Origin of the sequence: Streptomyces sp. NPDC002580, from assembly GCF_042889485.1 — a bacterium.
In the GTDB taxonomy this organism is placed as follows: Bacteria; Actinomycetota; Actinomycetes; order Streptomycetales; family Streptomycetaceae; genus Streptomyces.
On record NZ_JBIAQZ010000008.1, the window covers coordinates 436,671 to 449,928 of the forward strand.

The window sequence follows — 13,258 nt, forward strand, 5'->3', positions numbered from 1 at the left end:
GTCTGTTTTGGGGGGTGTGTCTGGGGGGGGGCGGCGGGCCCCCCCCCCCCCCCCCCCCCCGGCCCCCCCCCCCGGGGGGGGGGGGCCCCCCCGGGGGGGGGCCCCCCCCCCCCCAACCCGCCCCGCGTCCGGCGGTCAGAAGAGTGGACCCGCCAGGCCGACGGTGCGTCTGTCCAACGTCCGCACCTCGGTGGGCGGCGGCGTCAGGGCCGAGGCCGCGACGGGCATCGCGTTCGGTGCGGCGGCGGGTGACGCGCTGTTCCCCAGCAGTCCGCCGCGCTGCGCGTCCCGGAGGTTCCCCGCGGTCACGAGCATGGCGTCGGCCGCCATCACGGCCTCGCGCACGCCGATCGTTCCCGTCATCACACAGAGCGTGTACGTGACGTCCTCCAGTTCGCGGGCCGTCTCCGCGGTCTCCCGCTCGGCGTACGCGATCTTCAGGGCCGCGTAACGCGTCAGCAGCCTCCGGACAACCTTCGGGTCGGGCACGAGCACGGCGAGGGCTCCTCTCTCGAGTTTCCGTCCGTGTGCCCTGGTTCGCGACGGTTCATTCGTAACAGCCGCCCCAGACAACCTATTTGGCCCAATGTCGTGTCCGAGGCGGATTCCTGCCCATGCCGTCACTCGGTGAGGCGCGCGCGGGCCCCTGGCGGCCAGGTGTGACGCAAGGGAACCAGGGCACTTGAACACTTCCGCGACCGGCTGACACCCGCGAGGGATTTACGAGCGAAGGAAGGGAACATGGCGACTTCCACCACACCGAACTACACGGTCCCCGGCGTCAGTACTCACGACGGCGGCCGGATCATCGAAGCGCTGAGCGGGCGGCTGCACGCTCTCAACGACCTCTCGCTCACGCTGAAGCACATCCACTGGAACGTGGTGGGCCCGCACTTCATCGCCGTTCACGAAATGCTCGATCCGCAGGTGGACCGCGTGCGCGACATGGCCGACGACACCGCCGAACGGATCTCCGCCCTCGGCGGGGTCCCGCACGGCACGCCCGGCGCGCTGGTCGCCGAGCGGAGCTGGGACGACTACAGCGTCGGCCGTGCCGACGCCATCGCCCACCTCGGCGCCCTCGACCTCGTCTACACGGGAATCGTCGAGGACCACCGCGCGGTCGTGGCCGAGATCGGCAAGCTCGATCCGGTGACGGAGGACCTCCTCATCGAACAACTGCGCTCGCTCGAACAGTTCCAGTGGTTCGTCCGCGCGCATCTGGAGAGCTCAGGCGGAACCCTGTCGCAGGCGCGGGCCCGCACGGAACGCGAGGCGGCACGATCGGCCCAGCCGGGCGAAGCGGGCTAGGACCGGCGTCGCCCAGGCCGCGGGGCGGGCGGGAGTCCGACACGGGCGCGTCGGCGGCGGGACACCAGGGCGGCGAGACGCGTCGGGGTGGGACCGGTCAGGCCCGGGCGAGGTAGCTGCGTACGGTCGTCCCGCGGTCCCCGGTGTGCACCCGGACCAGATCCGAGACGAAGTGCACGAGGAACAGGCCGCGTCCGCCGATCTGGTCGGGACGCACGGGATGCCTGCCCGCGAGCGGATCGCTCAGCCGTCCTCCGTCCCGCACCTCGCACACGATCTGCTCGCTCTCGGCCCAGATCCTCAAGGTCCCCGAACCGCCCCCGTGCACCACACTGTTGGTGGTCAGCTCCGCCACCACCAGGTTCAGGTCCTGCAGGCGGGCCGGACTCATACCGCGCTCCCGGGCCTCGCCCATCGCGAAGTCGCGGGCGGCGGGCAGGAGTTCCGCGTCGAAACGGACCGTCGCCGCCCCCGGCGGATGGCGCAGCGCCTCGTTGAAGCGTGCCAGCACGCCGTCCGGGTCGTAGGCCGGGCTGCCGCTCCACAGGCCGTCCCTGATCACGACGGGGTGCGTGGCCCGGGCGTCGGCGATCACGTCGTCCGGGAGGGCGAGGGCGTCGTAGGGGCAGAGGATCGTCGCGTCGCGTCCGGCGAACGCCGCGTTGATGAGGGCTTCGTGCTGGACGCAGGCCGGGTACTCGGCCGCCGTGCGACCGTCCCAGATCGGTTCGCCGATGATCCGCACATGGGTGCCGGGGTGGGCGTCGACGAACGCCCTGAGCACGGAGGGGATGATCCGGCCGGGGTTCCGGCCGGCCCGCGTCATGTCGATCCAGCGGACGCCGGCACCGAGGGGTCCCAGCTCCCCTCTGATGAGTTCGAGTCGCTCGGCGGGAACGGCCACCGCCACCGGCTCCCCGGCGGCTACGCCGTCCGACACGAACCGGGTCGTCCCTTCCACGTACTCGCGGTCGCCGTGATACAGGAGCGCCGGGTGGACGAAGGGTTCACGGGGAGGTGCCGTCGCTCTCATGACTCGACCACCACGCTCCGGTGGGGGTGCCCGGCGATCGGCCGCGCCGGGCGGCACACCGAGGAGAGACACGTCAGGAGAAGGAGCGCCCGCGCTCCGTCCACTCGTTGCTCGATGCCCACGGACTTCACCCCGAACCTCATATTACGTGGCCGTCACGACGCCGGTGCCGGGCCCCCGGGCGCGACGGCGCCACCTCGTCGACGGCACCCGGTCCTCACCTGCCCCGGGTTCCCCACGGGAACCGTCCGGCGGCCGCCCGGTACTCCGTCGGAGAATCGACGCCGAGGCCCCGCATCCGACCGATGCATCCCGACGGAAGTACACCCGCATCCGGTACCGGGCGGATCGCGGGACGCTCGCGTTCCGCGGATTTTCCCGCAACAGGGTGGCATGAGCGGTGTGATGCGGGGCAGACGGCTTCTGGCATCAATTCCTTCGGACGATTTGGGGTGGACGGCATGGCAGCCGTGACGGCAGCGAAGGCAACGGACACGGCGCACCAGGCAGCGACGATCGCGGGCGGGCTCCTTCCGCAGATCGACGAGCCGCTGAAGATCAGCCCGAAGGACGCGCGCGAGTTGTCCCGTCAGTTCTTCGACCGGCTCGCCGTGCTCGAGGAGGGCACCCACGAATACCAGTACGCCCGCAACACGCTCATCGAGATGAATCTCTCCCTCGTCCGGTACGCGGCGGCGCGCTTCCGCAGCCGCAGCCAGGGGGAGATGGAGGACATCGTCCAGGTCGGCACCATCGGGCTGATCAAGGCCATCGACCGCTTCGAGCTGTCCCGCGAGGTCGAGTTCACCTCCTTCGCGGTTCCGTACATCGTCGGTGAGATCAAGCGCTTCTTCCGGGACACGAGCTGGGCCGTCCACGTGCCGCGCCGGCTCCAGGAGGCCCGCGTCGAGCTGGCCAAGGCGACGGAGGAACTGCGCACCCGCCTCGGCCGTACGCCCACCACTCGTGAACTGTCCGAGCTGATGAGCCTGTCCGAGGAAGAGGTCATCGAGGCCCGCAAGGCGTCGAACGGCTACAACTCCTCGTCCTTGGACGCCGCGCTCACGGCCGACGGCGGCTCGGACGGCGAGGCGGTCCTGGCGGACTTCATCGGCGAGGAGGACGCGGCGCTCGAACTCGTCGAGGACTTCAACTCGCTGGCTCCGCTGATCGCCGAACTCGACGACCGTCAGCGCCGGATCATCCATCTTCGTTTCGTCGAGGAGCGCACGCAGGCGCAGATCGGCGAGGAGCTGGGGATCTCGCAGATGCACGTCTCCCGGCTGATCAGCCGGATCCTCAAGCGTCTGCGCACCGGGCTCCTCGACCCCGCGGTCGCCTGACGCACCCCACGGCACGATCGGTACGACGGTCCCGTCGCCCCGCCCCGGACTCCGGTCCGAGCGGGTCGGCGGGACTTTTCGTGTGTACCGCGGCCGTCCTGGAACGAGAGGGTTCTGTGTATCCCCTTCACTCCCGCTTATTCCTGCCACCGGCAATATTTTCCGGCCGCTGAAGCGTTTGTCACCAGGCTTTGTTCAGCGCCTGCCTTCTGGGTTAGCCTGCGGCGTATTTTCTTATCGGGACGACCTGTGATCTGCGGGAATTCCAGGGAGAGCCGTGGGGCTGTCCGTGGGCCCGGCGTGGTTCCGAGTCCGTCTACGGGACTCCAGGGGAGCGGAACGAGGGTGGGCATGACCAGGACCGCGAGCGAGACGTCCGTACGGACGCCGGGCGAGCAGGAGTTGCGCCAGCTGCTGGCCGGCCTCACCGCCGTGCGCGACGGTGACTTCGGCACCCGGCTCCCCGACGAGGCCGGTGGCCTGCTGGGCGACATCGCCACTGTGTTCAACGGCATGGTCGACCAGCTGTCGGTGTTCACCTCCGAGGTGACGCGGGTGGCGCGCGAGGTGGGCACGGAGGGCACGCTCGGCGGCCAGGCGGAGGTGCCGGGAGTCTCCGGCACGTGGGCCGACCTGACCGACTCCGTCAACGCCATGGCGGGCAACCTCACCACCCAGGTCCGCGACATCGCCCAGGTGGCCACGGCGGTCGCCAAGGGGGACCTCTCCCAGAAGATCGACGTGCCCGCCCGCGGCGAGATCCTCCAGCTGAAGGAGACCGTCAACACGATGGTCGACCAGCTGTCCGCCTTCGCCGACGAGGTCACCCGCGTCGCCCGCGAGGTCGGCACGGCGGGCAACCTCGGCGGCCAGGCGCAGGTCCCCGGTGTGGGCGGTGTCTGGCGCGATCTCACCGACTCGGTCAACCTCATGGCGGGCAACCTGACCGCACAGGTCCGCAACGTCGCCCAGGTGACCACGGCGGTCGCCCAGGGCGATCTCTCCCAGAAGATCACCGTGGACGCCCGCGGCGAGATCCTCGAACTGAAGAACACCATCAACACGATGGTCGACCAGCTGTCCGCCTTCGCCGACGAGGTCACCCGCGTCGCCCGCGAGGTCGGCACCGACGGTCGCCTCGGCGGCCAGGCCGACGTCAAGGGCGTCAAGGGCACCTGGCGTGACCTGACCGACTCCGTGAACTTCATGGCGGGCAACCTGACCGCGCAGGTCCGCAACGTCGCCCAGGTGGCGACGGCGGTGGCCCAGGGCGATCTCTCCCAGAAGATCACCGTGGACGCCCGCGGCGAGATCCTCGAGCTGAAGGAGACCATCAACACGATGGTCGACCAGCTGTCCGCCTTCGCCGACGAGGTCACCCGCGTCGCCCGCGAGGTCGGCACGGCGGGCAACCTCGGCGGCCAGGCCACGGTGCGCGGGGTCTCGGGCACCTGGAAGGACCTCACCGACAACGTCAACGTGATGGCGTCGAACCTGACCGGTCAGGTCCGCTCCATCGCCCAGGTGGCCACCGCTGTGGCCCGCGGCGACCTCTCGCAGAAGATCACGGTCGAGGCGAAGGGCGAGGTCGCCGCCCTGGCCGACGTCATCAACACGATGGTCGACACGCTGTCCGCGTTCGCCGACGAGGTCACCCGCGTCGCCCGCGAGGTCGGCACCGAGGGACGCCTCGGCGGCCAGGCGCACGTGCCGAACGTGGCCGGCACCTGGAAGGACCTCACCGACAACGTCAACTCGATGGCCAACAACCTCACCGGGCAGGTGCGCAACATCGCCCTCGTGACGACGGCGGTGGCCAAGGGCGACCTGTCCAAGAAGATCGACGTCGACGCGCGGGGCGAGATCCTCGAGCTCAAGACCACCATCAACACCATGGTCGACCAGCTCTCCGCCTTCGCCGCGGAGGTCACCCGGGTGGCACGGGAGGTCGGCAGCGAGGGCAGGCTCGGCGGCCAGGCCGAGGTGGAGGGCGTCTCGGGCACGTGGAAGCGGCTCACCGAGAACGTGAACGAACTCGCCGGCAACCTCACCCGGCAGGTCCGCGCCATCGCCGAGGTCACCAGCGCCGTGGCCGAGGGCGACCTGACCCGGTCCATCACGGTGGAGGCCTCCGGTGAGGTCGCCGACCTGAAGGACAACATCAACTCCATGGTCGGGTCGCTGCGGGAGACCACGCGCGCCAACCAGGAGCAGGACTGGCTCAAGACGAACCTGGCCCGTGTCTCCGGTCTGATGCAGGGCTACCGGGACCTGGACGTCGTGGCCGACCTCATCATGGACGAGCTCACCCCGCTGGTCGCCGCCCAGTACGGCGCCTTCTACCTCGCCGAGGAGACCGCGAAGGGGACCGAGCTGAGGCTCGTCGGTTCCTACGGCTACCCCGACGACGAGGGGCGTCCCACGCGCATACCGCTGGGCCGCTCCCTCGTCGGGCAGGCCGCGCGCAGCCGTCGCGCCATCAGTGTGGACGAGGTGCCGCCGGGCTACGTCACCATCTCCTCGGGCCTCGGACAGACGGCGCCGACCGCTCTGGTCGTGTTCCCCATCGTCGTCGAGGAGCAGGTGCTCGGCGTCATCGAGCTCGCCTCGGTCACCCGCTTCAAGCAGGGGCACCGGACGTTCCTGGAACAGCTGATGGAGACCATCGGTGTCAACGTCAGCACAATCGTGGCGAACGCCCGGACCGACGAACTGCTCGGTGAGTCGCAGCGACTGACCGCCGAACTCCAGGCACGGTCCGAGGAGTTGCAGGTCCAGCAGGACGAACTCCAGCGCTCCAACGCCGAGCTGGAGGACAAGGCCTCGCTGCTCGTGACCCAGAACCGCGACATCGAGGCGAAGAACCTCCAGATCGAGCAGGCCCGGCAGGAACTCGAGGCACGGGCCCAGCAGTTGTCGCTGGCGTCCAAGTACAAGTCCGAGTTCCTCGCCAACATGAGCCACGAGCTGCGGACCCCGCTCAACAGCCTGCTCATCCTGGCCCAGCTGCTGGCGCAGAACCCCTCGCGCAATCTCACGCCGAAGCAGGTCGAGTACGCCGGGATCATCCACTCGGCGGGTTCCGACCTGCTCCAGCTGATCAACGACATCCTGGACCTGTCGAAGGTCGAGGCCGGCAAGATGGACGTCACGCCGGAGCGTGTCCCGCTGCGCCAGCTCCTCGAGTACGTCGAGGCCACGTTCCGCCCGATGACCTCGCAGAAGAGCCTGGACTTCACGGTCAGCACCGCACCCGGGGCGCCGGTCGACCTGCTCACCGACGACTCCCGGCTGCGGCAGGTGCTGCGCAACCTGCTGTCGAACGCGGTCAAGTTCACCGAGCGGGGACAGGTCGAACTGCGGATCGAACCGGCCGCCGACCAGGAGATCCCGGCGGGCGTACGGCGTGGCGGCACGGTCGTGGCCTTCCGGGTCAAGGACACCGGGATCGGCATCCCCGAGCAGCAGCTGGAGACGATCTTCGGCGCCTTCCAGCAGGCCGACGGCACCACGAGCCGCAAGTACGGCGGGACCGGGCTGGGGCTGTCCATCACCCGGGAGATCGCCCATCTGCTCGGTGGAGCGGTCATCGTCGACAGCATCCCGGGACAGGGCAGTACGTTCACCCTCTTCCTGCCGGTCGCACGCCCCGAATTCGAGGAGCTGCTGGCCGGGGGCGGCGTGTCCGAAGCGGCCCCGGCACAGGGCGTCACGGCCCGCTCCGCACCACGCCACTCGCTGCCGGGTTCCGTCAGTCCGCCCGACCGGCGGCGGCGCCGGCTGCTGGTCGTCGAGGAGCGGCCCCGGGGCCTGCTGACCCTGGTGGCCGAGAGCGCGGTCGAGGATGTCGCCCGCAGCCGTGACGAGGGCGACACCCGCGAGAGCGTCGACGTCATCACCGTGGTGGGGGCGCAGGAGGCGGCGAGCGCGCTGGCAGCGGAGCCGTGGCACTGCGTCGTCCTCGAACTCGGCATGCCGGACGGGGAGACGGCCCGGTTCCTGGAGGCGGTGGAGGGCGACTCGGCCCTCGTCACCGTTCCGGTCCTCGTCCACAACGGCAGCCGGGTCGACCTGGCGCAGGAACAGGCGCTGCAGTCCCGCTCCGGCGCCCGCTCGCTGGAATTCCTCTCCAGCCTGGACGAGTTGCGCGAGCGCATCGCGCTGCACCTGTCCGCGGAGCAGCCGGGCGACGTGGTCCCGCTGGTCCGCGCCGAGGAGGCGAAGAGCCGGCCCGCGCAGCCGATCGACGACACCTTCCGGGGCCGTACGGTCCTGGTCGTCGACGACGACGCCCGCAACCTCTTCGCGCTCAGCGGCATCCTGGAGCTGCACGGATTTCAGGTGCTGCACGCGGAGAACGGCAGGAAGGGCATCGAGACCCTGCTGAGCCGGCCCGAGGTCGCGCTGATCCTGATGGACGTAATGATGCCCGAGATGGACGGGTACACCGCGACCGCCGAGATCCGCAAGATCCCGCGGTACGCCGATCTGCCCATCATCGCGGTGACGGCGAAGGCCATGCCGGGCGACCGGGAGAAGAGCCTGCTGTCCGGTGCCAGCGACTACGTCACCAAGCCGGTCGACACCAACGACCTGATCGCCTGCGTACGACGCTGGCTGGGGGAGTGACATGGCGAACGGCACCCGCCGTCGCGGCCGATCGACGGGGCGTCCGCCAGGACCGCCCCTCCCCCGCCCCTGTGGGGTCCCGTCCCGAGGAGCGGCCGCACCGTGAACATTCCTGAAGCGGCCCACGCGGACGTCGCCACCGGTTCCGCGGACCTCGCTGACGCCGGGACCGGACGGGACGGCGAGAACGGCGTGCCGGCGACGTCTCCGGTGGGCAGGCTGGCGGCCACCGTGGAACGGCTGCGCCGGGAAGTGCGGACCGCCCAGGCGGAGGCGGACGGACGGGCGCTGATCGAGCTGGCCAAGGGCATCCTGGTCGAGCGGCTGGGCTGCGGGCCGGCGCAGGCCGCCCGCCAGCTCACGGAGTTGGCCGAACAGGCCAAGGTGCCCCAGCTGGAACTCGCGGTCGAGATCATCAACCAGGCGGCGCACGACCGGCTTTCGGAGGTGACCAGCGCCTTCCTCGCCCTGACGACGGAACGCGTGAGGGCGGACGAGGCGCCCGCGGTGCGGCTGCGCGCGGCCGAGAGCGGCGCGCTCGCGGCCGACGACACCCAGGCCGTCGCCGACTCCCTGCTCCAGCACGCGCTGGCCCCGCTCGGGGCGGTCGCCGTGGCCATCTGGGCCGTGGACGCCGACGGTTCGCTCTCGCTGGCGGGCAGCGCCGGGTTCTCGGCGGCCGAGGCCAGGCGCTGGCGATACGTACCGCCGGGCGTGGCGACGATGGCGCGCCGCGCGCTGTCCGAACGTACGGCGCAGTGGGCGGGCTCGCTGGCGGACACGGGCCTGCCGTCCATCGGGCACGCCGACCATCCGGACGGCGGCAGGGTCGCGGTGCCGGCCGGTTCCGGGGGCCGTATCCACGGCGTCCTGGAAATCGCCTGGCCCTCCCACCTGGAACCTCAGCCGCCCCAGGTCGTCCGCCAGGTCGAGGCGCTGGCGGAGCTGTGTTCGCACACGCTGGAGACGCACGTGCTTCCGGTCGAGGGCCAGGACGTGCGGGGAACGACGGACGTCTCCGAGCTGATCGACCTGGTCGACGGATTGCACGATCCCGCCCTGGTCCTGGTGCCGCACCTCGACGACCAGGGGCGGCTCGCGGACTTCCGCATCCGCCATGTCAACGGCCGTTTCCTCGACCCCGCCGGACGGCCCCGGGGCACCGTCCACGGTTCACTGCTGCTGGAGGCCTACCCGATGGCCGCCGGGGCCAGCGACCTGTTCCAGAGCATCGAACGGGTCTACGCCACCGGGGAACCGTTCCGGGCTCGGCGCATGGACCTCATGGCGCTGGTCGACCAGGTGACGCTGTCCGCCGTGGCCGACATCAACGTCAGCCGGCACGGCGGGGCGGTGCTGCTCATATGGCGCATCGAGGACGAGACGGCGCGGCTGGCGAGCCTGCTCCAGCACGCCCAACGGCTGGGCCGGATCGGCGGTTTCGAGGAGAACCTGCTGACCGGCGAGATCATCTGGAACGACACGCTCTTCGACCTGTACGGCCGCTCCCCCGCGGGTCCTCCCACGGCGTTGGAGGAGCTGCCCGCGCACGCCCATCCGGACGACGCCGTCACCATCGGCCGCTTCCTGCGCACGGTCCTGCACCATCGTCGGCCGGCCACGGCCGCGTTCCGGCTCCTGCGTCCGGACGGCGTCACCCGGCACATCCGCATGGTGGCCGAGCCGGTGCTCGGCGCCGACGACCAGTTGTTCGTCGTCCGCGGTGCCTACCAGGACATCTCGGCCCAGCACTGGACCGAGGTGGCGCTGGCCGTCACCCGCGACCAGCTGGCGCACACCGAGCAGCAGGCGCACGAGCGCAACCGGCTGACCCTCCAGCTCCAGCACGCGATCATGCCGCCGGCCCAGGCCCCGTTGCGGGCTCCGGGCCTCGACGTGGCGGTGCGCTACCGGCCCGCCGAGACCGAGCAGCTCGTCGGTGGCGACTGGTACGACGCCGTCGTCCTGCCGTCCGGACTGGTGCTGCTGTGTGTCGGGGACGTGGCCGGGCACGGGATCGAGGCGGCGACCAGCATGGTGGTGCTGCGCAACGCGCTGCGCGGACTGGCCGTGACGGGCGCCGGGCCCGGCCAGCTGCTGTCGTGGCTCAACATCGTGGCCCACCATCTGACGGGCGGGGTCACCGCGACCGTGGTCTGCGGCGTCTACGATCCGCGCAGCCGCGTCCTGCGCTGGGCCAGGGCCGGGCATCTTCCGCCGGTGCTGGTCCGCGACACGGAGGCGATCGTGCTTCCGCTGCTCAAGGGCATCCTGCTCGGCGCCGTCCCCGAGGCGACGTTCGAGGAGGAAGAGGTCCAACTGGCCGCCCACGACACCCTTTTGATGTATACGGACGGTCTGATCGAACGACGTGACCGGTCGGTGGAGGTGTCGCTGCGCCAGTTGCTCAAGGCGGCCCGGACGACGTCCAGGACCCTGGACCACCAGCTCGACCGGCTGCTGACGTACAGCAGGTCCGACACCGACGACGACACGTGCATCATCGGCGTCCGGATCGACTGAGCGGAAGCGAACCGGGTCCGGGAACGAGGCCGGGATCCAGGTCCGGGAGACGGGACCGCGATCGGGTCCGCCCGGGAGAAAAGGATGCGGCCCCGCCGACAGCCGGGGGGGGGTGACTGCCTGCGGGGCCGTACAGCTCGGGTTCGCCAGGGGGGGATGGCTTCCTCGAGCAGTTCCAGGATGCTGCCGCCCCGGTCCCGACGGCGAACGCACACGGGCTTCCGGCCGGGATTCCCCTCGTATGGCCGAGCGTCACGCGCCGCGGGGGACGTCAGTGGGCGATCTCCGCGATGTGCGGGACGACCCTGGTCAGCCGCAGGACGCCCCACAGGACCAGTCCGGCCCCGATCAGCTCGGGGAGCAGCCACCAGCCGGTTCGGATCGTCTCGTCGAAGAGGAAGACGCCCAGCAGCAGGCTCACGGTCGCGTCGCCGATGGTCAGCGCCGGCTGCGAGGCGGCCAGCGGGCCCGCCTGCAGGGCGTTCTCCAGCAGCAGGACGGCGCCTACCCCGGTAACGGCGAAGCCGTACGTCTGCCACACGCCGAGGAAGGCGACGAAGCCCTCGTCGGTGAGCGTGCCCATGGCCGACTTCAGGAGCGCGGCGGTCAGCGCGTTGCTGACGGCCGCCGCCGATCCCAGCACGGCCGCGCGGAACAGCGGCGGACGGCCCGGTCGGGCGAGAAGGACCGCGACCGCCACGGCTCCCAGGCACAGGGCCAGTACCGGGACCCAGCGCTCCATGGCGGCGTCCGACCGCGCTCCCGAGGGAGCGGCCGCGCCGAGGACAAGTCCGAGGCCGGCCACCACGCCGGCGACGGCCCGCCATCCCGCGCGCGGGAGCCGGCGGTGCAGCAACGGGATGGCGATCATCAGGGCGAAGGGCAGTTCCAGGACGAACAGGGGCTGCACCAGGGACAGGGGTCCGTTCACCAGGGCCAGGGCCTGGAAGACCGCGGCCCCGATCACTCCGGCGATGCCGATCAGCCAGGAGGGCTGCCGGGCCAGCCGGAGGACGAGCCGCAGGCCGCCGCCCTCGGCCAGACGGGAGGCGGCCTTGCGCTGGAACGCCGTGCCCATGGCGTTGCTGGCGGCTCCGAGGAGCGCGAAGAGCACGGCGAGCCCGGTCACCCCTCCACCATCCCCCGGTCCTCCGGTCCGGGCCTCCTCGGGCCGACCGACCGGAGGACGTGCTCGGCGCGGGCGGGCGGGAACGGGACCGGACCCCTTGCGAAGCGGCCTCCGCCCCCGCGATAGTGTCGCCGCAAGTGCTTGGGAAGCAGGCACGCGCCGCGTTGTCTCCGCGGGGCCGCGCGGTGGCGCGGAACCGGCGGTGCGACGGCGGCCCGTCATGCCTTCCCCTGGCGTTCGGGCTGCCGATGAGACCCGACGTCAGACAGGATGCCGTACAGCATGAGCCAGGACCCACAGCCCCCGTCCACCGCCGACGGGGGCGCCCCCGAGCCGGACGCGAACTCCGCCGCGGTACGCGGGGAGATCGCCCGGCTGCGGGAGCAGAACGCCGATCTGCAGGAACGCCTGCACGCCCGCCCCGCCATCTCGCTGGCCCAGGGCGTCCTGATGGAGCGCTACCGGCTTCCCGCGCCCGAGTCCTCCTTCACCCTGCTGCGTGAGGCCTCGCAGCGGTTCAACATCAGACTGCACACGCTGGCGGACGCGGTCGTACGGACTCCGCACAGCCCCGACGGGCCGGCCCGCGCCACCGATCGGGTCCGGACGCCCCCTCCCCCGCTGCCCGGGCTGCGGATCTCCGGGGCCGATCGCACGCACCAAGGCGAGGTGCTGAGCGCCGCTCTGCACCGGGTCATGGACATCACGGGGGCCGGCATGGGCAATGTCCAGCTCGCCGAGGGAGGGCGCCTGCGGATGGTCCGCCACTCGGGTCTCGCCCGCGAGTTCACGGGCTTCTTCGCGTTCGTCGACTCGCCCACGACCTCGTGCGCCCAGGCCGCCGAACACCGCCGGCAGGTCACGGTCCGGGACGTGGCGACCGCCGACGTCTTCGACGAGGACTCCCGGCAGGTCATCCTGCGAGCGGGCAGCCGCGCCTGCCACAGCGTGCCCCTGGTCAACCGGGCCGGCGTGCCCATCGGCATGGCCTCCTCCCACCACGAGCGCCCGTTGCCCGGGTTCACCCGCGCCCAGCTCCAGGCCCTGGAGACCACCGGTCTGATGGTGGGCCGCTGGCTCTCCTGGCACCGGAACACCGTCGTGCTCGACGCGCTGGACCATCTGCACACGACCGCGACCGCGGAGGACTGAGCGGGCGGGGCCCTCCGTGTCCGCCGCGAAGGGTCCCCGGCGTCCCGGCCGGAGCCGGGTGGGATGAACCGGGGCCCACGGGGCACACGCCCTGTGGAGTCCCGCCGTCCCATCCCCGTGGTGGCGGGGCTCCGTCCC

The 13,258-nt window shown here is 71.3% G+C and carries 8 protein-coding genes; 5 read left to right on the forward strand and 3 right to left on the reverse strand.

The window, feature by feature from the left end:
- Positions 1-135: 135 nt before the first annotated feature.
- The gene (locus tag ACFYW7_RS25790; RefSeq protein WP_389506307.1) at positions 136-495 is read right to left on the reverse strand and encodes a DUF5133 domain-containing protein; all 360 of its coding nucleotides are present in this window, start codon (positions 493-495) and stop codon (positions 136-138) included.
- Between the two features lie 246 nt (positions 496-741).
- On the opposite strand from ACFYW7_RS25790, the gene ACFYW7_RS25795 reads away from it, so the two are divergent.
- Entirely contained in the window at positions 742-1,311 is a 570-nt protein-coding gene (locus ACFYW7_RS25795; protein ID WP_389506309.1) for a Dps family protein, read from the forward strand.
- Between the two features lie 97 nt (positions 1,312-1,408).
- Here the strand turns inward: ACFYW7_RS25795 and ACFYW7_RS25800 are convergent, their stop codons facing one another.
- The gene (locus tag ACFYW7_RS25800; protein ID WP_389506311.1) at positions 1,409-2,344 is read right to left on the reverse strand and encodes an anti-sigma factor RsbA family regulatory protein; all 936 of its coding nucleotides are present in this window, start codon (positions 2,342-2,344) and stop codon (positions 1,409-1,411) included.
- 461 nt (positions 2,345-2,805) lie between these two features.
- On the opposite strand from ACFYW7_RS25800, the gene ACFYW7_RS25805 reads away from it, so the two are divergent.
- The 3 genes from ACFYW7_RS25805 to ACFYW7_RS25815 all read left to right on the forward strand — a co-directional run bounded on the left by ACFYW7_RS25805 (position 2,806) and on the right by ACFYW7_RS25815 (position 10,839).
- Positions 2,806-3,687, forward strand: coding sequence for an RNA polymerase sigma factor SigF (locus ACFYW7_RS25805; protein WP_389506313.1), 882 nt, complete (start codon positions 2,806-2,808; stop codon positions 3,685-3,687).
- Positions 3,688-4,038: 351 nt separating this feature from the next.
- Complete coding sequence (locus ACFYW7_RS25810; RefSeq protein WP_389506316.1) at positions 4,039-8,316, forward strand: HAMP domain-containing protein; 4,278 nt, start codon at positions 4,039-4,041, stop codon at positions 8,314-8,316.
- Positions 8,317-8,418: 102 nt separating this feature from the next.
- Positions 8,419-10,839, forward strand: coding sequence for a SpoIIE family protein phosphatase (locus ACFYW7_RS25815; protein ID WP_389506319.1), 2,421 nt, complete (start codon positions 8,419-8,421; stop codon positions 10,837-10,839).
- Between the two features lie 271 nt (positions 10,840-11,110).
- Here ACFYW7_RS25815 and ACFYW7_RS25820 read toward each other — a convergent pair whose 3' ends face one another.
- Positions 11,111-11,968 carry a DMT family transporter gene (locus ACFYW7_RS25820; RefSeq protein ID WP_389506321.1) on the reverse strand — a complete coding sequence of 286 codons (858 nt, stop codon included), beginning with the start codon at positions 11,966-11,968 and terminating at the stop codon, positions 11,111-11,113.
- A gap of 282 nt (positions 11,969-12,250) precedes the next feature.
- Here ACFYW7_RS25820 and ACFYW7_RS25825 point away from each other — a divergent pair, with 282 nt between their 5' ends.
- Positions 12,251-13,120, forward strand: coding sequence for an ANTAR domain-containing protein (locus ACFYW7_RS25825; RefSeq protein WP_389506323.1), 870 nt, complete (start codon positions 12,251-12,253; stop codon positions 13,118-13,120).
- The last annotated feature ends 138 nt before the right edge of the window (positions 13,121-13,258 follow it).